Annotated in this window: 18 protein-coding genes and 1 other annotated feature; of the genes, 16 read left to right on the top strand and 2 right to left on the bottom strand. The window is 29.7% G+C overall.

Features of this window, described 5'->3' with window-relative positions; genetic code table 11:
• The first annotated feature begins 16 nt into the window (after positions 1–16).
• Together ileS and FYJ27_RS01555 are read left to right on the top strand one after the other, a co-directional pair.
• Positions 17–3,121 carry an isoleucine--tRNA ligase gene (gene ileS, locus FYJ27_RS01560; RefSeq protein ID WP_154482045.1) on the top strand — a complete coding sequence of 1,035 codons (3,105 nt, stop codon included), beginning with the start codon at positions 17–19 and terminating at the stop codon, positions 3,119–3,121.
• Positions 3,122–3,286: 165 nt separating this feature from the next.
• A complete protein-coding gene (locus FYJ27_RS01555) occupies positions 3,287–4,795 on the top strand; it encodes a gluzincin family metallopeptidase (RefSeq protein WP_154482042.1) in 1,509 nt (502 codons plus the stop codon).
• Positions 4,796–4,843: 48 nt separating this feature from the next.
• On the opposite strand, the gene guaD is transcribed toward FYJ27_RS01555, so the two are convergent.
• Positions 4,844–6,127 carry a guanine deaminase gene (guaD, locus tag FYJ27_RS01550; protein ID WP_154482039.1) on the bottom strand — a complete coding sequence of 428 codons (1,284 nt, stop codon included), beginning with the start codon at positions 6,125–6,127 and terminating at the stop codon, positions 4,844–4,846.
• 405 nt (positions 6,128–6,532) lie between these two features.
• On the opposite strand from guaD, the gene fusA reads away from it, so the two are divergent.
• The 7 genes from fusA (at position 6,533) to disA (ending at position 15,757) form a co-directional block, all read left to right on the top strand.
• A complete protein-coding gene (gene fusA / locus FYJ27_RS01545; protein WP_154482036.1) occupies positions 6,533–8,587 on the top strand; it encodes an elongation factor G in 2,055 nt (684 codons plus the stop codon).
• A gap of 213 nt (positions 8,588–8,800) precedes the next feature.
• Positions 8,801–9,262, top strand: a complete 462-nt coding sequence (locus FYJ27_RS01540) for a CtsR family transcriptional regulator (protein WP_216384344.1) — start codon at positions 8,801–8,803, stop codon at positions 9,260–9,262.
• A 10-nt stretch (positions 9,263–9,272) separates the two neighbouring features.
• A complete protein-coding gene (locus FYJ27_RS01535; RefSeq protein ID WP_154482033.1) occupies positions 9,273–9,779 on the top strand; it encodes a UvrB/UvrC motif-containing protein in 507 nt (168 codons plus the stop codon).
• 11 nt (positions 9,780–9,790) lie between these two features.
• On the top strand, positions 9,791–10,813 hold the full coding sequence (locus tag FYJ27_RS01530; protein ID WP_154482030.1) for a protein arginine kinase: 1,023 nt from the start codon (positions 9,791–9,793) through the stop codon (positions 10,811–10,813).
• 10 nt (positions 10,814–10,823) lie between these two features.
• The gene (locus FYJ27_RS01525) at positions 10,824–13,256 is read left to right on the top strand and encodes an ATP-dependent Clp protease ATP-binding subunit (protein ID WP_154482027.1); all 2,433 of its coding nucleotides are present in this window, start codon (positions 10,824–10,826) and stop codon (positions 13,254–13,256) included.
• Positions 13,257–13,313: 57 nt separating this feature from the next.
• A complete protein-coding gene (radA, locus tag FYJ27_RS01520) occupies positions 13,314–14,672 on the top strand; it encodes a DNA repair protein RadA (protein ID WP_326831018.1) in 1,359 nt (452 codons plus the stop codon).
• Between the two features lie 17 nt (positions 14,673–14,689).
• A complete protein-coding gene (gene disA / locus FYJ27_RS01515; RefSeq protein WP_154482024.1) occupies positions 14,690–15,757 on the top strand; it encodes a DNA integrity scanning diadenylate cyclase DisA in 1,068 nt (355 codons plus the stop codon).
• Positions 15,758–15,804: 47 nt separating this feature from the next.
• Here disA and FYJ27_RS01510 read toward each other — a convergent pair whose 3' ends face one another.
• Positions 15,805–16,221 carry a nucleoside triphosphate pyrophosphohydrolase family protein gene (locus tag FYJ27_RS01510; RefSeq protein WP_154482021.1) on the bottom strand — a complete coding sequence of 139 codons (417 nt, stop codon included), beginning with the start codon at positions 16,219–16,221 and terminating at the stop codon, positions 15,805–15,807.
• A gap of 229 nt (positions 16,222–16,450) precedes the next feature.
• Here FYJ27_RS01510 and FYJ27_RS01505 point away from each other — a divergent pair, with 229 nt between their 5' ends.
• From FYJ27_RS01505 to FYJ27_RS01475, 7 genes are all read left to right on the top strand, one after another.
• Positions 16,451–16,939 carry a CarD family transcriptional regulator gene (locus FYJ27_RS01505; protein ID WP_154482018.1) on the top strand — a complete coding sequence of 163 codons (489 nt, stop codon included), beginning with the start codon at positions 16,451–16,453 and terminating at the stop codon, positions 16,937–16,939.
• Between the two features lie 78 nt (positions 16,940–17,017).
• Entirely contained in the window at positions 17,018–18,115 is a 1,098-nt protein-coding gene (locus FYJ27_RS01500; RefSeq protein WP_154482015.1) for a PIN/TRAM domain-containing protein, read from the top strand.
• A gap of 146 nt (positions 18,116–18,261) precedes the next feature.
• A complete protein-coding gene (ispD, locus tag FYJ27_RS01495) occupies positions 18,262–19,002 on the top strand; it encodes a 2-C-methyl-D-erythritol 4-phosphate cytidylyltransferase (RefSeq protein WP_154482012.1) in 741 nt (246 codons plus the stop codon).
• 11 nt (positions 19,003–19,013) lie between these two features.
• Positions 19,014–19,490 (top strand): 2-C-methyl-D-erythritol 2,4-cyclodiphosphate synthase, encoded by a 477-nt coding sequence (gene ispF, locus FYJ27_RS01490; RefSeq protein WP_154482009.1) that lies wholly within the window; start codon positions 19,014–19,016, stop codon positions 19,488–19,490.
• A 23-nt stretch (positions 19,491–19,513) separates the two neighbouring features.
• Positions 19,514–20,242, top strand: a complete 729-nt coding sequence (locus FYJ27_RS01485; protein ID WP_154482006.1) for an ABC transporter ATP-binding protein — start codon at positions 19,514–19,516, stop codon at positions 20,240–20,242.
• A complete protein-coding gene (locus tag FYJ27_RS01480) occupies positions 20,235–21,407 on the top strand; it encodes an ABC transporter permease (RefSeq protein ID WP_154482003.1) in 1,173 nt (390 codons plus the stop codon). Before FYJ27_RS01485 ends, FYJ27_RS01480 begins: the two co-directional genes overlap by 8 nt.
• 44 nt (positions 21,408–21,451) lie before the next feature.
• Positions 21,452–21,668, top strand: a binding site (T-box leader).
• 72 nt (positions 21,669–21,740) lie between these two features.
• Positions 21,741–23,474 (top strand): proline--tRNA ligase, encoded by a 1,734-nt coding sequence (locus tag FYJ27_RS01475; protein WP_154482000.1) that lies wholly within the window; start codon positions 21,741–21,743, stop codon positions 23,472–23,474.
• The last annotated feature ends 257 nt before the right edge of the window (positions 23,475–23,731 follow it).

Genomic DNA, 23,731 nt, shown 5'->3' with positions numbered 1-23,731 from the left:
GAAAGGATGAAGAAATATGGCTTTTAAGGAACTTTCTAAATCTCCAATAGCTAAAAGAGAGCAAGAACTATCAGATTATTGGGATGAGATCAATCTATTGAAAAAAAGTATTGAAACAAGAGATGATAACAATCAGTTTATATTCTATGAAGGTCCTCCAACTGCTAATGGAAAACCAGGAATTCACCATGTTATGGCGAGAACATTGAAAGATGCTGTTTGTAGATATAAAACTATGGAAGGTTATCAAGTTAAGAGAAAAGCTGGATGGGATACCCATGGATTACCAGTAGAGATAGAGGTTGAAAAACAGCTTAAATTAAAGAATAAGCATGATATTGAAGAATATGGTATTGAAAAATTTAATAGTCAATGTAAAGAGTCTGTATTTAAGTATGAAAGTTTATGGCGTGAAATGACAAGAAGAATGGCTTATGAAATTGACTTAGATAATCCATATATTACATTAGATAATAATTATATTGAATCTGTATGGTGGATATTAGATAAATTTTTCAAAGAAGGATTTATCTATGAAGGCCATAAGATACTTCCTTATTGTTCAAGATGTGGAACAGGCCTTGCTTCCCATGAAGTGGCTCAAGGCTATGAAGAAATAAAAACAGATACAGTAATAGTTAAGTTTAAAAGAAAAGATAAAGATGAATATTTTTTAGCCTGGACAACTACACCATGGACATTGCCAAGTAATGTGGTACTAACAGTAAATCCAGAAGAAATATATATAAAAGTAAAATATGAAGATGAAATATACTACGTAAGTAAGACATTAGCAGATAGTGTCTTAGGTGAAGGTGAATATGAAGTTATTGAAGAAATGAAAGGTAAAGATTTGGAGTATATGGAATACGAGCAACTTATACCTTTTATAAAAGCAGATAAAAAAGCTTTCTTTATAACTGTTGCAGATTATGTAACTACTGAAGATGGTACAGGAATAGTTCATTCTGCTCCTGCTTTTGGTGAAGATGACTATAATACAGGATTAAAATATGATCTTCCAGTATTAAATCCAGTAAGTGAGGAAGGAAAGTTTTTAGAAACACCTTGGAAGGATAAATTTGTAATGGATGCAGATCCGGATATAATAAGATGGTTAAAAGAAAACGGAAAGTTATTTAAAAAGCAAAAAGTTGCTCATAACTATCCTCATTGTTGGAGATGTCATACACCACTTCTATACTATGCAAAACCTAGTTGGTATATTGAAATTACTAAACTTAAAGATGAACTAATTAAAAATAATAATGGTGTAGAATGGTATCCAGATTTTGTAGGAGAAAAAAGATTTGGAAATTGGTTAGAAAATTTAAATGACTGGGCAATTTCTAGAAGTAGATATTGGGGTACTCCTCTTAATATTTGGAGATGTGATGAGTGTGGTCACACAACAAGTATAGGTTCAAGGCAAGAATTGTCTGAAAAGGCTATAGAAGATATTGATGAAAATATTGAATTACACAGACCATATGTAGATAATGTTCATATAAAATGTGAAAAATGTAATGGAACTATGACTAGAGAAAAAGATGTAGTAGATGTTTGGTTTGATAGTGGTGCTATGCCTTTTGCACAACATCATTATCCTTTTGAGAACAAAGAAAACTTTGATAAACTATTCCCAGCAGATTTTATATGTGAAGGAATAGATCAAACTAGAGGATGGTTCTATTCATTACTTGCTATTTCTACATTTGTAACTGGAAAGTCGCCATATAAACGAGTCTTAGTCAACGATCTTATTTTAGACAAGGAAGGAAGTAAAATGTCTAAATCTAAGGGAAATACAGTAGATCCATTTAAATTATTTGACAAATATGGGGCAGATACACTGAGATGGTATTTACTTTATGTATCCCCACCATGGACTCCAACTAGATTTGATGAAGAAGGTTTAAAAGAAGTAGAAAGTAAGTTCTTTAGAACTATAAGAAATGTATATAATTTCTTCACATTATATGCAAATACAGATGAAATAGATCCAAGAGAATTTGATATTGAATATACAAATAGACCAGAATTAGATAGATGGATACTTTCTAAATATAATAGTTTGTTGAAAAATTTAGAAACTAACATGAATGAATATGATTTAACTAGAGCAGTAAGAAATATACAGGAATTTGTAAATGAAGATTTGTCTAATTGGTATATTAGACGTTCAAGAAGAAGATTTTGGGCTACAGAACTAGATGAAGATAAAAAAGCAGTTTATAGCACTACTTATGAAATACTTGTAGGTCTTAGTAAGGCTATAGCTCCATTTGTACCTTTTACTTCAGAAGAAATGTATAGGAAATTAACTGGAAAAGAGTCTGTACATTTAGATCATTATCCAGAAGCTAATGAAGAACTAATTGATCTTAAACTGGAAGAGAAAATGGATTTAGTAAGGGAATTAGTTACTTTAGGAAGAGCAGCTAGAGAAAATGAAAGGATAAAAGTTCGTCAACCATTAAATGAAGTACTGATAGATGGTAAGCATGAAAAAACAATTGACAATTTAGTACCTCTTATAAAAGAAGAGCTTAATGTAAAGAATGTAGTATTTGAAAGTGATTTATCTCAATTTATGAATTATTCCTTAAAACCTAATTATAAAGTCGCAGGCCCAGTATTAGGACCTAAGATTAAATCTTTTGCTAAAGCGTTAAATACAATAGATAGCCGTGAAGCTATAGAGAAATTAGAGGAAGAAGGAAAGTTATTATTAGATTTAGATGGAGAACAAATAGAAATAGAAAAAGATTATGTGCTAATCAATATTTCAGCTAAAGAAGGATTTAACGTATCTACTGGCAAAAATCTATTTGTAATATTAGATACTACCTTAACTAAAGAACTTTTAAATGAAGGATATGCAAGAGAATTCATTTCTAAAGTTCAACAAATGAGGAAGAACAATGGATATGAAATGTTAGATAATATAAATATATATTATAATGGAGATAATGAAATAGAAAAGGCAGTTGAAGAATATAAAGACTATATAATGAAAGAAACTCTAGCATTATCTATTGAAAAAGTTAAAGAAGATTCATTTGAAAAACAAGATTTAAATGGTCATGAAACAGGAATAAAATTAGAAAAAGTAAAATAATATTTTTAAAATAAAGGTTTTAAAAAAGTAGGATAGATAACTAGTTATCTATCCTACTTTTTTTTATTTCAGAAAACTATGTAGAAATATGTATTAGGATTTATCTAATATTTTTATAGTATATGGTATAATATGGTCTAGATAAATTGATTTGGGGGGATACATATGGATAAACTTGAAAGTTTAGCAAAAGGATTAGAAGAAATTCAAGTTGATTTAATGAGACGTAGTTGGGTTCAATATACTGTAGGATATGATTTTGGCATTGATGAGGTTTATGAAAAACTTAATAGTTTTATGTCAGACAAGAAAAATTTTTATATAGTATGTAAATATTTAGATATGGATTTAAATGAAATAGACAAAAGAAAAGTTGAAATACTTTATAATGCTTTCAAACCCTATCATTTGAGCAAAGAATTAAATGAGTTGAACTTGGAAATTCAGAAAAAAACTAATGAGCTTTCTCAGGTGTTGAATACTTTTAGATTTAATATTGAAGGAAAGGAAATTACATCTGTAGAAATCACACAAATACTTTCAAATGAAGAAGACAGAAATTTAAGAAAAAAAGCTTATTTTGCAAGAAATCAAATTAATAAACCATTAGTAGACGCTGGTTTTATTGAATTGATTAATTTGAGAAAAGAATATGCTAAAGCTTATGGTGATAATGATTTTGTAGAGCATAAATTAAAAATAGATGAATTGAGTCCAGGTATATTTAATAGTTGGAAAGATGAATTAAGTAAATATATAGATATATTGAATAATAAAAGAATGGAATATGCAGAAAAGTTTATTCATGAAAATGAGCTTATGCCTTGGGACCAAGATTATATAGGTTCAAAAATAGCCCCTTCATTAAATACTACAGTAGATATGTCTAATTATTATAATATTTTAATGAGATTTTTCTTGAATTTTGGAATTGATATAGATAAATACAATATTACTTATGATATATTTTCTAGGAAGAATAAATCTGAATGGGGATATAATTTTCCAATTGAAACGGGAAAAGATTCAAGAATCCTTGCTAATGTAAAGAATAAATATCATGAATATGAAGTATTACTTCATGAAACAGGACATGGAATACATTCATTCTTATTAAAACCAGAGGAAAGAATTCTTAATGCAGGTGTTAGCGGAATAATATCTGAAGGAATAGCAAATTTATTTGGTGGATTTATCTATGAAGAGATATTTTATAAAAATTTTTTTGGTAGTGAAGTAAAAGATGAATTTGTTGAGATGAAAGAATTTGATAAACTAAATTATTTAAGATTTGTAGGGGATATATTCTTTGATCAAGAGCTATATAGGAATAATATAGAAAATTTAGATGATATATATGAAGTTTATTTCAAAGTATTTAGGGAATTATTTAATGACAAAATTTATAATGAAGAACCTCCTTTTGGATATAGAATTCATCATACTACTCATCCGATATATATGCATAATTACTTCATGGGAGATGTAACTTGTGAAATGCTGAAGAAAGTATTCAACAAAAAACATGGTACTTCCTCCATAACAGAAAAACCTAGGGAGTTTGGAGAATTTTTAATAAATGAAGTAATAAATCCTTCAGGATTATATAAATATGAAGAATTATTTGAAAAAATAAGTGGAGAAAAATTTTCATTAAATTGGTATTTAGAATAGTATATTAAAGAATATTCCTAGTATAGGCGCCTATACTAGGGATATTCTTTAAAACTTTGGCTCTTCAATTTTTCTTCCTTGAACATATCTTTCTATAATATTTCTATCATCTCCAATATATATAAATCTTTGTATTCTTTCTTCTAGTGTAAGGTTGTTTATATCTCCAAGATTAGAGTCGTCTATAACTAATGCATCAAAATCATATCCATTTTCAAAGCTACCTACTTTTCCAAAGAAACTTCCTCCACCTTTAGTTCCAAGATAGAAAGCTTCTGATGTACTAATAGGCTTATATTTTTTATTTGTTTCTAACCATTTAATTTTAGAAGCTTGAATTGCTGATACCATAACCTTTTGTATACTCGTTTCATGGCCTGCAGATATATCTGTACCAAGTCCTAAAGGAACATCTGCATTTAAAAACTTTCTTACTGGCATTATTCCACTAGATAGATTATAGTTAGAGTTTGGACAATGGGCAGCATATACTTTATTTTTGGCCATGAGTTCAATTTCTTCATCTGTACTATATATGCAATGAGCCATTATAGTTTTAGTTTGGCCAAATAGACTAAACTTATTATATACACTAGCATAATCTTTAAACTCAGGTTCTAGCTCTTTTACCCATTTTATTTCATTAATATTTTCAGAAAGATGGGATTGAACAGGAATATTGTATTTTATAGCTAAATTTCCTAAACCTTTAAGTAATTCAGAAGTACAAGTAGGCACAAATCTTGGTGTAATAATAGGTTTTACAATATCTGATTTGTCTTTATATTTTAATATTATTTCTTCTGTTTCTCTTATAGAAGTTTTAGTGTCTTCTAATATATAATTTGGAGTATTTCTATTCATATTTACTTTTCCAATATATGCACCTAATCCAGATTTAATAAATAAGTCAAATAAAAGCTCTGTACTTTCTTTATGAATACTGCTAAATAGACTTACCCTTGTAGTGCCTACTTTCCATAATTCATGGATTAGTTTTTTATAAACTTTCTCTGCATATTCTATATCATTATATTTTCCTTCCTCAGGGAAAGTGTATTCTTCTAACCAAGGCAGAAGTTCTTTATCCAGTCCTAAACCTCTATTTGGAAGTTGTGGAGCATGAAAATGGAGATCTACAAAGCCAGGAATAATCAATTTATCTGTATAATCAAATATAGGTATTTTTTCTAAATCTTTATCTATTTTTTCATAGATTCCTGTTACTTTACCATTTTCAACGGCAATATAAGAGTTTTTGTATATATCAAAGGCTTCTTTAGTTGATGTAAAAATAATATTGCTTTTAAAAATCTTAGAATTATTATCCATAGATACCTCTCCTTAAAATATGAGCTAAATAAAATATATTTAGTAGCAAAGTCTTTGTATAGTTTTAACAAAAAAAGCAATAAAGGTCAAGCTTTAGCATCTGTTTTTTAATCTTTTACAGGCTTATAAGATGATAAATTTTTAAAGTATTAATAACAATTTTAGTATATCAATACTATATATTAAGGTCAAAAAGAGGAAATACTAGGATAATTTCTATATTCATGATATAATTTAAATTGGTAGCAATTAATTATTTTTTTACTTATGAAAAGGTTTGCCTAATATTTTAAACCATATATTAGGTTTAAGAAGGATTTTTAAAATCTTTGTAGAATATTTTAATAGAATATTTAAAATTGTTTAAAAAAATAATAAATATGCTCGCTAAGGGGGAACGATATAATGAAAGTATACCAAACGAACCAAATAAGGAACGTAGCTTTGATAGGGCACTCAGGTAGTGGGAAAACAACATTAACAGAAGCTGTACTGTTTGCAACAGGAGTAACTAAAAGACAAGGAAAAGTTGAAGATGGAAATACTTTTTCAGATTTTGATAAGGAAGAGATTTCTAGAAAAGTGTCTATAGGTGCATCTGTAATTCCTACAGAGTGGGAAAATATAAAATACAATTTTCTAGATACACCTGGATATTTCGACTTTGCTGGAGAAATGTATGGTGCACTAGAAGCTAGTGAAGCTGCAGTTATATTAGTAGATGCTTCATCAGGGGTTGAAGTAGGAACAGAAAAAGCTTGGAAATATACAGATAAAAAAGGAATTCCAAAGATGGTATTTTTAAATAAAATGGATAAGGAAAACGTTAATTTTGATAAAGTCTTCGATGAGTTAAAAGAAGCTTTTGGAGACAAACTAGTACCTCTTACATTACCTATTGGTCAAGCAGAAGATTTTAAGGGAATAGTTGATATAATTGATCAAGTAGCTAAAGATTATGATGGTAAAGAAATAGATATTCCAGAAGAGCATAAAGCTGAAATAGAGACTATTAGAGAAATACTATCAGAAAAAGTTGCAGAGACTGATGAAGATCTTATGGAAAAATATTTTGATGGCGAAGCATTTACGGATGAAGAAATAAGAAAAGGTTTAAAACTTTCTTTTGAAAATGGAGATCTTGTTCCACTAATTGTAGGATCAGCTGAAAAAACTATAGGAATAGATATATTATTAGAGGCTATTAAAAAATATGTTCCAGCACCAGATGAAATAAAAATAGTAAAAGGATATAGTAATGAAAAAGAAGTGGAAAGAAGAGTTAGTATAGATGAACCTTTTTCAGCTATTGTGTTTAAAACTATTGTAGACCCATTTGTTGGTAAACTTTCTGTGTTTAAGGTTTTATCAGGAAAAATAACTAAGGATCATGAAATATATAATTCAAATAAAGATGATGTTGAGAAATTAGGAGGTTTATTTGTACTTAGAGGTAAAAATCAGATAGAAGCTTCAGAAATAGTAGCTGGAGATATTGGTGCTACTTCTAAATTACAAATAACTGAAACTGGAGACACCCTTTGCGATAAAACAGATATTATACAATATAAAGAAATTGATTATCCAGATCCATGTCTATTTTTAGCAGTTGAACCAAAAGCAAAAGGAGACGAAGAAAAAATTGGCTCATCATTACAAAGATTAACAGAAGAAGATCCAACTTTTGTAACTGAAAGAAATAATGAAACAAAGCAATTGCTAATTGGTGGTCAAGGCAATATGCAGCTTACAGTTATAGTAGATAAATTAAAAAATAATTTTGGTGTAGAAGTAGATTTAATAGATCCAAAAGTTGCTTATAGAGAAACTATAAAAGGAACTGCAAGTGTTCAAGGGAAGCATAAAAAGCAATCTGGTGGTGCAGGTCAATATGGAGATGTTCACATAAGATTTGAACCTTCTGAAGAAGAGTTTGTATTTGAAGAAGAAATATTTGGTGGTGCTGTACCAAAACAGTATATACCAGCTGTTGAAAAAGGTCTTACTGAATGTTTGAATAAAGGACCATTAGCAGGATATCCAGTAGTAAATGTGAAGGCAGTATTATTTGATGGTTCCTATCATCCAGTAGATTCTAATGAAATGGCATTTAAAATAGCTGCTTCTCTTGCATTTAAAAAAGGAATAAAGGAAGCTAAGCCAGTACTTTTAGAGCCTATTATGAAAGTAGAGGTTTTGGTTCCAGATGAATATATGGGTGATGTTATGGGAGATATGAATAAGCGTAGAGGTAGAATATTAGGTATGGATCCTCAAGAAGATGGAATGCAATTAATTATAGCGGAAGCCCCACAATCAGAAATGTTTAAATATGCAATTGACTTGAGAAGTATGACCCAGGCAAGGGGAAGTTTTACAATGGAATTTGAGAGATATGAAGAGGTTCCATCTGAAATTAGTGAGAAGATAATAGAAGAGGCTAATAGCCAAAAAGAATAAGAACAATAAAAAATAAGGGGAATATTCCCCTTATTTTTTCATAGATTATATATTGTAGTAATATTGAGATTTTTTAAAGAAACAAAAGGAATATAGATATATTTGAATAATTATCATTCATAGGACTAAAACTAAATGTTGAAAAATATAAAGAAATAGTTGAAAATTAAACTAAAGGGCAAAGAAAGTCAAAGTCAAATGTGAGGTGATATTGTGCCTGGATTAAGTAATATTATAGAAGAATTTTTAAAAGAACTTATAGAAGAAGCAGAAGATGGGATTATTGAAATACAGAGGAATCAGTTAGCACAACAGTTTGAATGCGCACCTTCTCAAATTAATTATGTACTCACAACTCGATTTACTCCTTATAAAGGATATTATGTAGAGAGTAGAAGAGGCGGCGGTGGGTATATAAAGATAGTGAAGGTAGAAATGGATAGGCATGAGAATATTAATGATTTAATTATAAATGCTATTGGAAAATCAATAACTAAAAATAAAGCATATAGTATGATTGAAGGATTGGAAAAAGAAGGTTTTATAACTAAGATGGAAGAAACTTTAATGAAAGCGGCAATAGGGGATAGAGCTTTACAAAATGTTAAAAAATATAGAAATAATTTACGAGCTGATATTTTAACAAATATGATGTTGGTGTTGTTGAAAGGATAGGAGGGATAGCTTGATTTGTCAAGAATGTGGAAAAAATTCTGCAACTATGCATTTTACTAAAATTGTAAATGGAGATATAACAGAACTTCATCTTTGTGAAGATTGTGCAAAAAAATATAAAGAGTTTGATTTTGATACGTCTTTTTCATTTCATAAGTTTTTAACAGGGCTTATTGATAATATTCAAGAAGGACCTATAAAAACAAACAATAAAGAATTGAAGTGTGATGTATGTGGTATGAACTATTCTACCTTTAAACAAATAGGAAAGTTTGGATGTCCACATTGTTATCAATCTTTTAAGTCTAAATTAGTTCCATTATTTAAAGAAGTTCATGGCCATGATAGCCATATTGGAAAAATTCCAAAGAGAGCTGGGGGAATAATAGGAGTAAAAAGAGAAATAAATAGATTGAAAAGTGAATTAGATATTTTGATAAAAAATGAAGAATTTGAAAGAGCAGCAGAAGTTAGAGATAAGATAAAAGAGCTTCAAAGCGAGATTGAAAATAAATAGAGGTGGTTATAATGGTTAAATGGCTAAATGAGAAAGGGTTAGAAGATGACGTGGTTATAAGTAGTAGAGTTAGGATTGCTAGAAATATAGAAGATGTAAGATTTCCTCAAGCTGCTAGAAAGGAAGAATCAGAAAAAGTAACAAAGGATATATTGGAAGCTGTGAAAAATTCAAATAAAAATGATAACTATAAATTTTTTGAAATAGGAAGATTATCGTCTTTAGATAAAAATGTATTTATAGAAAAACACTTAATCAGCCCTAATTTAATACAAAAACCAGATATGAGCAGTTTTCTTTTAAGAGATGATGAAAAGGTAACAATAATGATAAATGAAGAAGACCACCTTAGATTACAAATTCTTTTGCCAGGATTGAGTTTAGAAGAAGGATGGAAATTATGCAATAGTATAGATGATGAATTGGAAGAGTATTTAGACTATGCTTTTGATGAAAAATTTGGATATCTTACATCCTGTCCTACTAATACAGGAACTGGACTTAGGGCATCTGTAATGCTTCATTTGCCTTCATTGGTACTTACTGGATATGCGAATAATATTTTTCAAGCAGTAAGTCAAATTGGTATAACTGTTAGAGGCCTTTATGGAGAAGGCACAAAAGCCTTAGGCAATATATTCCAAATATCTAATCAAATTACTTTAGGTGAAACTGAGGAAGAAATAATACAAAAACTTAAAAATGTTGTCAAACAGATTATAAATAAAGAAAGAGAAATAAGAGAAAATTTATTAGCAACTAGAAGAATAGAACTAGAAGATAAAGTATTAAGATCCCTTGGAATTTTGAAATATTCTAGAATTATATCATCTGAAGAGGCAATGAAATTATTTTCTGACGTAAAAATGGGTATTGATATGGGTATAATCAAAAATATAGAATCTAAAGACATAATTAACTTAATGATGTTGACACAACCAGCCAGTTTACAAGAATATTTTAAGGAAGATTTGGATGTAGAAAAAAGGGATATAAAAAGGGCAGAATTAATAAGAGAAAAGATCAAAAATTAGGAGGGATAATATGGCTATGTTTGGTAGATTTACGGAAAGAGCTCAAAAGGCCATACTACTAGCCCAAGAAGAGGCTCAAAAATTAAAACATAATTATGTAGGTACAGAGCATATACTATTAGGCCTTATTAGTGAAGGAGAAGGAATAGCTTATAGGGCATTAAATAATCAAGGTGTGGAGTTAGAAACGGCAAGGAATAAAGTGGCAAATGCAGTTGGGTATGGAAAATATGAAACAGATATACTAGGTTTTACGCCAAGAACTAAAAGAATATTTGAATTGAGTTTTTTAGAGGCTAGAAATTTAGGACACAACTATATTGGGACTGAACATATACTTTTAGGACTAGTAGGAGAAGGAGAAGGGGTTGCGGTAGCAGTCCTAAAAAGCCTAGGAGTAGATATAGAAAAGCTTAAGAAAGATATAGTAGAAATGCTTACTGAAAGTAATTCTAAGACAGGAAAAGCAGGTGAAGGGACAAACACACCAAATTTAGATAAATACAGTAGGGATTTAACAGAGTTAGCTAAAGAAGGAGAAATAGACCCTGTTATTGGAAGAGGCAAAGAAATAGAGAGAGTAGTACAAGTGCTAAGTAGAAGAACTAAAAACAACCCAGTTTTAATCGGGGAGCCAGGCGTAGGTAAGACAGCTGTGGCAGAAGGTTTAGCTCAAAAGATTGTGGAAGGGCAAATCCCTGAAATAATTAAGGATAAAAGGGTTGTTACGTTAGATTTATCTGGTATGTTGGCTGGTGCTAAATATAGAGGTGAGTTTGAAGAAAGATTGAAAGCTGTAATGCAAGAATTAAAAGAAGCAGGAAATATAATTTTATTTATTGATGAACTTCATACTATAGTAGGTGCTGGAGCAGCAGAAGGAGCAATAGATGCTTCAAATATATTAAAGCCAGTCCTTGCGAGGGGAGAGATTCAAGTTATAGGAGCAACTACTATAGATGAATATAGGAAATATATTGAAAAGGATTCAGCTTTAGAAAGAAGATTCCAACCTATTACAGTTGATGAGCCTACTATAGAAGATACTATCAAAATATTAAAAGGTCTCAGAGATAGATATGAAGCTCATCATAGAGTAAAAATAACAGATGAAGCTATTAAAGCGGCAGCAGAGCTATCAAGTAGATATATTACAGACAGATTTTTACCTGATAAGGCTATAGATTTAATTGATGAGGCAGCATCTATGGTTAGATTGCAATCTATTACTGCACCTGATGGTTTAAAAACTATAGAAGAAAGATTGGAAGAATTAAGTCAAGAGAAGGAAGAAGCAATAAACACTCAAAACTATGAGAAGGCAGCTGAAATAAGGGATAAAGAAAAGCAACTTAAAAAACAATTGAATGATAGGAAAGTAGAATGGGAACAAGAAAAGAAAACAGTTGATATGGAAGTAAAATATGAGGAAATAGCCAAAGTTGTATCCAATTGGACAGGAGTGCCTGTAAGTAAAATGACTGTTGAAGAAAGTCAGAGACTATTAAAATTAGAAGATATACTTCATAAGAAAGTTATAGGGCAAGATGAAGCAGTAAAAGCAGTATCTAGTGCTGTAAGAAGAGCAAGAGTAGGACTTAAGGATCCAGATAAGCCTGTAGGAACATTTATATTTGTTGGACCTACTGGAGTAGGAAAAACTTATCTTGCAAAAGCATTATCAGAAGCATTATTTGGTGATGAAGATTCTATGATTAGAATAGATATGTCTGAGTATATGGAGAAACATTCTGTTTCAAGACTGATAGGTTCTCCTCCGGGATATGTAGGATATGATGAAGGAGGACAGCTTACAGAAGCTGTTAGAAGAAAACCTTATTCAGTGATATTGTTTGATGAGATAGAAAAAGCTCATCCAGATGTATTTAATGCTTTGTTACAAATATTAGATGATGGTAGACTTACAGATTCAAAAGGTAGAACTGTAGATTTTAAAAATACAGTTATAATTATGACTTCAAATGTAGGTGCTACTACAATTAAAAAGCAGAATGTATTAGGATTTTCTGCACCTATGGAAGAGGAAAAAGCAGAATATGAAAGAATAAAAGAGAATATAAAAGATGAGCTTAGAAGAACTTTTAGACCAGAATTTTTAAATAGGATAGATGAAATAATAATGTTCCATCCATTAAGCGAGGAAAATATAAGAGAAATTGTAGACGTAATGGTAGAGGATTTAGAGAATAGACTTGGAAAAATGAATATTAATATTAAAATTAGTGAAAATACTAAGAAACATATTAGCAAAAAAGGCTTCGATCCTGTATATGGAGCGAGACCTTTAGAAAGAACTATAACAAAGATGATAGAAGATCAATTAGCGGAGGAAATTTTGAAAGGAAATGTATCTAAAGAAGATGATATATATATTGATTATGCTGATGAAAAACTAGTATTTACAAAAGAGTCTGTATTATAATACAGACTCTTTTATTTATGAAAAAAATATAGTAGGATATAATTTAGAGGTGATACTGTGGCTAAGACTAAAACAAAATTTATTTGTCAAAACTGTGGATATGAAACTTATAAATGGCTTGGAAAATGTCCTTCTTGCAATGAATGGAATAGCTTTGCAGAGGAAATATATGAAAAAAGAAAGGGAATAAAGAAGGATTTAAGGGATATAAGTGTTGAAAATCTTATAGATGTTAAAATAGATCAAGAAGATAGAATAAAAACTAGTATAGAAGAAATGGATAGGGTGTTGGGAGGTGGAGTAGTTAAAGGTTCATTAATTCTTGTAGGAGGGGATCCTGGAATAGGTAAATCTACATTGCTTATACAGATAGCAAATAACCTTTCACTTAGGAAGTTAAAGGTATTATATATTTCTGGAGAAGAATCAGTAAAGCAAATTAAGATAAGAGCAGAAAGGTTAGATCTTAAATCTAATAAATTATATATTTTATCTGAAACTAATTTGGACATAATAAAAGGTACCATAGAAAAAATTTCCCCAGATATTTTAATAATAGATTCTATTCAGACAGTATACAATCCTGATATCACTTCAGCTCCAGGTAGTGTTAGTCAAGTAAGGGAAGGTACTCATATTTTGATGAATATAGCTAAAAGGAAAAATATTGCAACCTTTATTGTAGGTCATGTTACAAAAGATGGCTCCATTGCAGGACCAAGGGTACTTGAACATATGGTTGATACAGTCCTATATTTTGAAGGGGAAGCCTATCATAGTTATAGGATTTTGAGAGCTATAAAAAATAGATTTGGGTCTACAAATGAAATAGGTATGTTTGAAATGAGAGATGTAGGCCTGGTGGAAGTTGAAAATCCGTCAGAAGTTCTTATTTCAGAAAGACCAAAGAATACATCTGGTACAATAGTCGTTCCAAGTTTAGAAGGAACTAGACCCATGCTTGTAGAACTGCAATCATTGGTAAGTCCTACTATGTTTGGTATGCCTAGAAGAGCGGCTATGGGTATAGACTATAACAGAGTTACTTTAATGATAGCAGTTCTTGAAAAAAAGATAGGATATAATATGGAAAATTATGACGTATATGCTAACATTGTAGGAGGTCTAAAAACAAAAGAACCTGCTATAGATTTAGGAATTATATCATCTATAGCTTCAAGTTATAGGGATTTACCTATAAACTCCAAATTAACAGTTATGGGAGAAGTAGGTCTTACTGGTGAAGTTAGAAGGGTAAGTTTTATTGAAAAAAGGATTAGGGAAGCAGAGAAGTTAGGGTTTAATATAGCTATAATTCCTAAAGCAAATATGAAGGATTTAAATAAAATAGATGGAATAAATATAATAGGAGTCAATAATGTGTTAGAAACATTGGATATTGTTTTAGAAGGTTAGAATATGGAGGAAGGCATATGAAAAAAGATATATATGAATCCCTAAGAATAGTTGCTCCAGGTACTAGTTTACGTATAGGTCTTGAAAGTGTAGTAAGAGCAAGAACCGGAGCTTTGATAGTACTAGGAAATGGTGATGAAGTACTTAAAATAGTAGATGGAGGCTTTAATATAAATAGTGAATTTTCTCCAGCATATCTTTATGAATTAGCTAAAATGGATGGAGCTATAATAATCAGTAGTGATTGCAAAAGGATACTATATGCTAATGCTCAGCTTATACCAGACCAATCTATAAGCTCTAAAGAAACAGGAATTCGTCATAGGACAGCAGAAAGGGTTGCTAAACAGACAGGGGTATTGGTCATTGCTATATCCCAAAGAAGAAATATAATTACATTATATAAAGGGAATAGTAAATATGTTTTAAGAAATTCTAGTGAAATATTGGATAAAGCTAATCAGGCAATACAAACATTAGAAAAATATAAAAGTGTATTAAATCAAGCTATGGGAAATTTAACTGCTTTAGAGTTTGAGGATTTAGTAACTGTATATGATGTAGCAAAGGTTTTACAGAGAATAGAAATGGTTATGAGAATATCTGATGAAATAGAAAAATATATATTAGAATTAGGAAATGAGGGAAGACTTATAAGCATGCAACTTGAGGAACTTATGAGTGGAGTAGAAGATGATGGTGTAAATATTATAAAAGATTATTCAAATATAGATATAGAAGATAAGAATTATGAAGACATAAGAAATTCTATAAGAATTCTTTCCTCAGAAGAGTTATTAGATCTATATAATATTAGCAAAATATTAGGTTATGATACTGGAGCAGGTTCTCTAGATACTAATATTTATCCAAAAGGATATAGGATATTAAATAAAATACCTAGACTTCCTTCAAGTGTTTTAGAAAATGTCATAAACATGTTCGGTTCTTTTCAAAAGATACTTAAGGCTTCTATTTCTGAACTAGATCTTGTAGAAGGAATTGGAGAAGTAAGAGCTAGAACTATAAAAGAAGGACTTAGAAGATTTCAAGAACAGTCTTTTTTAGATAGACATTTAATATAGAATAATAATAAAAAAGCTAAATTGGTATTTACCAATTTAGCTTTTAGTTATTTCAAACTATATACTCCCAATGTTTTTAAATTATTAAGCTCTTTAATTATAACATCTGTTAAACTTATGCCCAAAGTATTACATAATGAAGCTAAATAAAAGGCATATGCTCCCATTTCTGCTTCAATTTTTTCACTGCAAACCTCACAAAGTTCCCCATTTACATGATTTTCTAATGATTCCCTTAATTCTTCTAAGGTTTCTTTATTATATTTTTGTTTTGAAGCTTCAATTGAAATGCACCCACAAGAGGTAACAGATTTCATAACTGCTCTATTAATTCTTGCGTTGTATTCATCTAATTTAGTAACTATATCTAAAATACTTTTGTGTCTTATAAGTACTTCGGAAACCTTTTCTTGAAATTCGCTGCATATCATATTTTCATCTATACTTTCACTATTTCTGCTCATATAATCTCCACCCCAGTCAAATAATTTGTTTTATATTTCAATTATACTTATGAGGACAAGTTGTTGTCAAATAATTCTTGTTTTTTGTTAATTTAAAATATCAATAAATTATATAAAAAATAAGCAGTTGACAAAAATATAAATAATATGGTACAATATCTTATTTGACAACCATTGAGTTTTATTGTATACTAGTAATATACTATGTTTAAATTAGGAGGTTGTCACTATGTTTGATATAGGAGATAAAATTGTTTACCCTATGCATGGTGCAGGCATTATTGTTGCCATAGAAGAAAAGGAAGTATTGGGCAAAAAGAGGAAATATTATATTATGAAGATGCCTATTGGTGATATGAAAGTTATGGTTCCAGTAGACAATGTAGAAGATATAGGAATAAGAGAAATCGTAGAAAATGATGATATTGATAGAGTATTTGCAGTTTTAAGTGGTAATCAAACAAAAATGCCTCAAAATTGGAATAGAAGATATAGGATAAACATGGATAAGATTAAAAGTGGGAATATTTTTGAAATTGCTTCAGTTGTTAGAAACCTTATGATTAGGGATAGAGAAAAAGGTTTATCAACTGGAGAGAGAAAGATGTTAAACAGTGCTAAACAAATGCTTGTAAGTGAAATAGTATTAGCAAAAGAAATCGAACAAGAAGAAACTGAAAAACTTATTGATGAGGCTATAGATTGTCCTTCTGCATAAAAAATAAATAAAAAATCAAAAAATATGTTATATAAATTGAAATTATGGAAAATATAATGATAGTAGGGAGGTGAATTCATGGCAGATAAAATTGCCAGATATGTAATAGCATTGATAGGAACCTTAATAGGATATGGCGTTATGGCTGGTTTAAAAAGTATTGGTATTTTAAATTTAACTAATATGGGAATATTAGGATTAGTTATATTTATATCAATGATTTTAATTTCTGGAATTATATTTTTCTTTCTTTCTCCCTCATTCATTAAAGGAGGAAGGAAATTTATTCGCTTTGTAGAAGTGGAGTTACAAGATATGCCTGCTTCTGACATTGCTTTAGGGTCTATTGGATTAATAGTGGGGTTAATTATTGCTTATCTGTTGAGCCAGCCTTTTTATAACTTAAATGTACCTTATTTAGGAGTTATAGTATCTATTTTACTATACTTGATATTTGGTTATTTAGGAATTAAAATTCCAACAAGAAAGATAGAGGATTTTACTAACACTTTTAGTCTTTTCAAGAGAAACACAGAAAAAGAAAAACTAAAAGCTGCTTGCAAGGCTTGCCCTAAGATATTAGATACCAGTGTCATTATAGACGGTAGAGTAGCAGATATTTGCAAAACTGGTTTTATTGAAGGACCACTAATCATACCTGAATTTGTCCTTGAAGAACTTCAACACATTGCAGATTCTTCTGATTCCTTAAAGAGAAATAGAGGTAGAAGAGGATTAGATATATTAAATAAAATACAGAAAGAGTTGGATGTAGAAGTAATTATTACTGATAAAAAATATGATGATATTAAAGAAGTGGATTCAAAACTTTTAAAACTTACTCAGGATACAAAAGGAAAAATTATTACTAATGATTATAATTTAAATAAAGTTGCAGAAGTTCAAAAAATAGATGTATTAAATATAAATGAATTAGCAAATGCAATAAAGCCTGTAGTTCTTCCAGGAGAAGAAATGAGAGTTCAAGTGATAAAAGATGGAAAAGAGTCAGGTCAAGGTCTTGCATATCTTGATGATGGAACTATGATAGTTGTAGAGGGTGGAAAAAAACATATCGGAGAAACTATAATAGTTTTAGTAACAAGTGTATTACAAACTTCTGCTGGAAGGATGATATTTGCAAAGCCAAAGTCAGCAGTAGATAGAGCAGTATAGGGTCTAGAAATAGACCCTTTTTTATGTTTAAAATACTTTAAATTTTAATATATTACATATATTATCTTTATGTATTGATTTAACTTTATAATAAAGGTATTTCCTGTTATTTTCTAATATGCTATAATGACTTAGAGGTGAAAAAAATGTATAAAAATAACTATGTTTCAGTTATAATAGCTGCTGCAGGTATGAGCAATAGGATGAGAAGCAGTGTAAATAAACAATTTATATCTATTGATAATAAGCCTATCCTTACTCATACTTTAGAAAAATTTGAAAAATGTAGATATGTAGATGAAATTATAGTGGTAGCAAAAGAAGATGAAGTAGATTATTGTAAAAGAAAGATCATTAGAAGGTTTAATTTTAAAAAAGTAAGTAAAGTAGTTAAAGGTGGAAGAGAAAGACAGGATTCTGTATATAATGGGTTATTAGCTTTAAATGAAAATTGTAATATAGTTTTAATTCATGATGGAGCTAGACCTTTTATAAAACTTAAAAATATTGAAGAAAGTGTTGAAGGAACAGCTAATTATGGCGCTTGTGTAGTTGGAGTGCCTGTAAAAGATACTATAAAAATCATACAAAAAGATAAAAGTGTTTTAAATACCCCTGATAGAAATCAAATATGGGCAGCTCAAACACCTCAATCTTTTAGATATGATATTATAATGAAAGCTTATAGATCTGCAATATATGATGGATTTATAGGTACAGATGATAGCATGCTTGTTGAAAGACTAGGAATTGATGTAAAGATGATTTTAGGTAGTTATGAGAATATAAAGATAACAACACCTGAAGATTTAATAGTTGCAGAATCTTTACTTAAAGATAAAGAAGTTATTTTTAATAGAAAAGAATTTATATTTCAAAGTAGATAGGAAGGGTTGCTATGAAAGTAGGAATTGGTTATGATGTTCATAAGTTGGTAGAAAAGAGAAAACTAATAATAGGAGGAGTAGAAATTCCTCATGATAAGGGATTATTAGGCCATTCAGATGCAGATGTTTTGATACATGCTATTATGGACAGTATATTAGGAGCATTAGGGCTAGGGGATATTGGTAAGCATTTCCCAGATACTGATGAAAAATATAAAGATATATCTAGTATGGTTCTTCTTGAAGAAGTTTGTAATATTATGAGTGCTAATGGTTATAAAATAGGAAATATAGATAGTATAATAGTCGCTCAAAGTCCTAAAATGGCGCCATATATAGATACTATGAAAGAAAATATAGCTAGGGTACTTAATGTCTCAATAGACAATATAAATATAAAAGCTACAACTACAGAAGAATTAGGTTTTGAAGGCAATAAAAAAGGTATGTCAGCTCATAGTGTATGCACGTTATTAAGAGAGTTATAAAAGTTTAATAAAGGGGGTAAGAAATGATAGAAGTTAATAGTTTATCTAAACATTTTAAAGATGTAGTGGCAGTAGATAATATATCTTTTAAAGTTGAAGAAGGTAAAGTTTTTGGACTTTTAGGGGAAAATGGTGCAGGGAAAACTACTACACTGAGAATGCTTGCTACAATGCTTAAACCTACCACAGGTACAGCAAATATAGGAGGATATGATTTAATTCAAGAACCGGCAGATGTGAGAGGAGAAATTGGTATTTTATTCGGAGGAGAGACAGGACTTTATGATAGACTTTCAGCCAGAGAAAATATTGAATATTTTGGTCTTCTAAATGGAATGACAAAAGAAGATATAAATATTCAAATTGAAAAATTATCCCATAGTCTTGAAATGAAGGACTATGTAGAAAGAAGGGTGGGCAAATTTTCAAAAGGTATGAAACAAAAAGTGGCATTAGCTAGAAGTATAGTTCATAATCCATCAATAATGTTTTTTGATGAACCAACTTCAGGTCTTGATGTAACAGCAGTTAGAATAGTCCATAAATTTATAAAAGAATTAAAAAGTGAAGGAAAGACTATTATATTTTCAAGCCATTCTATGAATGAAGTAGAAAAGTTATGTGACGAAGTAGGAATAATTCATAAAGGTAAAATGATAGAGGTCTCAACATTAGAAGGCTTAAAAGAAAAGTTTAAAGAGGAGAATTTAGAAGAAATTTTTATATCCTTAGTAGGTGAGAAAAATGAATAAATTTACAAAGATAGTTTTTAAAAAAGAAATGATGGATACATTTAGAGATAAAAAGACTATTTTTTCAAGTATAATAATTCCAATAATAATCTTTCCGCTAATAGCTTTTGTAATTGGACTTGGCAGTTCAGATATGGTGAAAGAAAGTAAAGAACCTGTACAAATTGCTCTCTTAAGTGAAGAAAATAATGAGTTGGAAATGTTTCTCAAAAGCAATAATAATGTAAATATCATAAAAACCAAAGATTATAGAAAATCCTTAGATAAATTAGATGTAAAGGTTGTAGTAAAAATTGGAGAAGATTTTGACGAAAAGATAAAAAATGGCGAAAAACCTGAAATTAGTTTAATTTACGATGATACTAGTCAAAAATCTGAGATGGCTAAGTCTAGAATAGAACAGATTATTTTAAGCTATACCAATCATATTGTAGTTAGAAGGTTAGAAAATGAAGGAATTAATCCGCAAATATTAGAACCTGTAGATATTAAATCTTCTTCTGTATCTAAGGAAGGAGGAACAGGATTGTTACTTTTTTCTATGTTACTTCCTTTTATGCTTACTGTATGGTCCGCTGTAGGAGGTATACCAGCAGCTACAGACTTAGGAGCGGGAGAGAAAGAAAGACAAACATTGGAGCCTCTTTTGACTACGAAAGCTAATAGAATGTCTATACTTATGGGAAAATATTTTACGGTAGTATTAGCAGGCATAATTGCGACTATAGCTTCTTTAATAGGTTTTTTAATTGCAACAAAAATAAATCCAGAATTCCTAGGAGAAAGTGCTACACTTTCTATAAAATCTATTGTTATAATAACTTTAGTTTGTTTGGAAATGGCTTTGGCTTTTTCAAGTATTGAACTTGCTATTAGCTTCTATGCTAGAAACTTTAAAGAAGCTCAGACTTATTTAAGTCCTGTAAGTATTCTGCTTATGGTACCTGCTTATTTGACTATGTTTGTAGATGGAAGGGCTGTACCAGAATATTATTTTCATATTCCTATAATAAACACTATAGGAATTATTAAAGAAGTTATAGTATCTGTATATGATTTCAAACATATATTAATAACTACTGGATGGAATTTAGTATACATAGCTTTATTCTTGATTGTAACTGTGAAAATGTTTGAGAAAGAAACAGTTATATTTAGAAATTAAAAGTTGACATAGTAGTTTTTTTCTAGTATCATTTTAGTAAATATATATATGCGTTGAGGGAAAATAGTAAATATTAATGGTCTTAGAGAGGAAGTCCTTGTGGTGAAAGACTTTTGGCCCACTTAATGTTGAACCCGTTCCTGAGCTTCTAGACTGAAATAAATTAGGTCTATACGGTGGCACCGTTATAACTTTCGAGTGGACTTATGATTTTTATAAGTCTATTAGAGTGGTATCGCGAAACAAACCTTCGTCTCTATCCTGAGATGAAGGTTTTTTACATTTTAGATTGATTAGACTATTGTTATATGAAAAATTAAGGAGGAAAAAAATATGAAAATGTCAAAATTATATTTACCTACTTTAAGGGAAGTTCCAGCAGAGGCAGAGATTCCAAGTCATCAATTATTGGTTAGGGCTGGCATGATGAGAAAATTAGTATCAGGAGTATATTCTTATTTACCTTTAGGTCATAGGGTTATAAGGAAAATAGAGCAAATAGTTAGAGAAGAGATGGATAAAGCAGGCTCTCAAGAACTTCTAATGTCTGCTATACAACCAAAAGAAATTTGGCAAGCAAGTAATAGATGGGATAACTTTGGACCAGAAATGTTTAAATTACATGATAGAAATGAAAGAGAATTTTGTTTAGGACCAACTCATGAAGAATATTTTACAAACCTTATAAAAGATGAAGTTAGGTCTTATAAACAACTTCCATTAAATCTTTACCAAATTCAAACTAAGTATAGAGATGAGAAAAGACCAAGATTTGGACTTATTAGAAGTAGAGAGTTTATTATGAAAGATGCTTATAGTTATGACAAAGATTTAGAAGGTCTAAAAGAATCCTATAGAATCATGTGGGATGCTTATGAAAATGTATTTGAAAGACTTAAAATTAAATTTAGAGTAGTTGAAGGAGATTCAGGAAATATGGGAGGTAGAAAATCTCATGAATTTATGGCTGTATCTAATATAGGTGAAAGCTTGGTAGCATATTGTGATGATTGTGATTATGCAGCAACTGATGAGAAAGCAAAAGTAATTTATAACATGGATAATATAGATTTAGAAGAACTTGAATGTGAAAAAGTTCATACTCCAGATGTGAGAACTATAGAAGATTTAGCTGATTTCTTTAATATAGAAGAAGATAGATTTGCTAAGGCTGTAATATATAAAGTTAATGATGAAGTAATTATTGCATTAGTACCTGGAAATAGAGAGTTAAATGAAATAAAACTTTGTAACTATCTAAATATAGGGGAGCATGAATTAGAAATTGCAGATGAAGAGACTATAAGGGAAGTAACAGGTGCAGAACCAGGATTTACTGGACCTATAAATCTTAAAAAGGAAGTGAAGCTTTTAGTTGATGAAAGAATAACAAAAATGAAAAACCTTATTGTAGGAGCTAATGAAACTGATCATCATATTAAAAATGTAAACTATGGAAGGGACTTTACAGGAGAAGTAATTGAAGATTTATTATTAGTTGAAGCGGGAGATATCTGTCCAAAATGTGGTAAACCATTAAAAATGGAAAGAGGGATAGAAGTAGGAAATATATTCCAGTTGGGAACAAAATATAGTGAAAGTTTAGAAGCAACTTATTTAGATGAAGATGGAAAAGAAAAATATTTTGTGATGGGTTCTTATGGAATAGGGGTATCAAGGAGTATGTCTGCTATAGTAGAACAATATCATGATGATAAAGGAATAGTTTGGCCATTAGTAGTAGCACCATACCATGCTATAATAACAGTAATAAACACTAAAAAAGAAGAGCAAATTGAATTAGGAGAGAAACTATATAATGAATTAAAAGATATGGGTATAGAGGTGCTTTTAGATGATAGAAAAGAAAGAGCTGGAGTGAAATTTAATGATAGGGATTTAATAGGTATACCAATTCAAATAACTGTTGGAAAAAAAGCTGGAGAAAATATAGTAGAATATTCTTTAAGAAATAATGATGAAAAGATTGAAATAAATATTGATGAAGTAAAAGAAAAAATTAAAGAAGAATTTAAGAAAGAGGAATTGGAAATAGAAAGTATTTAATGGTAAATTAGACTTTCAAAATGGATAGTTGATACATGAAAGTGGACAGTTAGACGTTTTATATAGAAAATGTTATTTAAATATTGTATATTAGTTATATATTTAAAACTAACAATACCAGTTGTTATTTTAATAGAGTAGTAGGGAGTTAACTCCCTACTACTCTATTTCTATTATATTTAAATATAAAGATAGGCTTAATTCTTTAGATATAAATATTATTAATATAATATTTACTTAGTATAAAATCTAATGGC

The sequence above is a fragment of the Anaerosalibacter bizertensis genome, from assembly GCF_009696605.1.
GTDB lineage: Bacteria > Bacillota > Clostridia > Tissierellales > Sporanaerobacteraceae > Anaerosalibacter > Anaerosalibacter bizertensis.
The sequence above is the reverse complement of the archived record's forward strand: the minus strand, read 5'-3'. Positions and strand labels throughout refer to the sequence as shown.

Bases quoted from the DNA above. Each gene is read 5' to 3' on its own strand.
- ileS (WP_154482045.1), top strand. From the start codon at position 17: ATGGCTTTTAAGGAACTTTCTAAATCTCCAATAGCTAAAAGAGAGCAA.
- FYJ27_RS01555 (WP_154482042.1), top strand. From the start codon at position 3,287: ATGGATAAACTTGAAAGTTTAGCAAAAGGATTAGAAGAAATTCAAGTT.
- guaD (WP_154482039.1), bottom strand. From the start codon at position 6,127: ATGGATAATAATTCTAAGATTTTTAAAAGCAATATTATTTTTACATCA.
- fusA (WP_154482036.1), top strand. From the start codon at position 6,533: ATGAAAGTATACCAAACGAACCAAATAAGGAACGTAGCTTTGATAGGG.
- FYJ27_RS01530 (WP_154482030.1), top strand. From the start codon at position 9,791: ATGGTTAAATGGCTAAATGAGAAAGGGTTAGAAGATGACGTGGTTATA.
- FYJ27_RS01525 (WP_154482027.1), top strand. From the start codon at position 10,824: ATGGCTATGTTTGGTAGATTTACGGAAAGAGCTCAAAAGGCCATACTA.
- disA (WP_154482024.1), top strand. From the start codon at position 14,690: ATGAAAAAAGATATATATGAATCCCTAAGAATAGTTGCTCCAGGTACT.
- FYJ27_RS01510 (WP_154482021.1), bottom strand. From the start codon at position 16,221: ATGAGCAGAAATAGTGAAAGTATAGATGAAAATATGATATGCAGCGAA.
- FYJ27_RS01505 (WP_154482018.1), top strand. From the start codon at position 16,451: ATGTTTGATATAGGAGATAAAATTGTTTACCCTATGCATGGTGCAGGC.
- FYJ27_RS01500 (WP_154482015.1), top strand. From the start codon at position 17,018: ATGGCAGATAAAATTGCCAGATATGTAATAGCATTGATAGGAACCTTA.
- ispD (WP_154482012.1), top strand. From the start codon at position 18,262: ATGTATAAAAATAACTATGTTTCAGTTATAATAGCTGCTGCAGGTATG.
- ispF (WP_154482009.1), top strand. From the start codon at position 19,014: ATGAAAGTAGGAATTGGTTATGATGTTCATAAGTTGGTAGAAAAGAGA.
- FYJ27_RS01485 (WP_154482006.1), top strand. From the start codon at position 19,514: ATGATAGAAGTTAATAGTTTATCTAAACATTTTAAAGATGTAGTGGCA.
- FYJ27_RS01480 (WP_154482003.1), top strand. From the start codon at position 20,235: ATGAATAAATTTACAAAGATAGTTTTTAAAAAAGAAATGATGGATACA.
- FYJ27_RS01475 (WP_154482000.1), top strand. From the start codon at position 21,741: ATGAAAATGTCAAAATTATATTTACCTACTTTAAGGGAAGTTCCAGCA.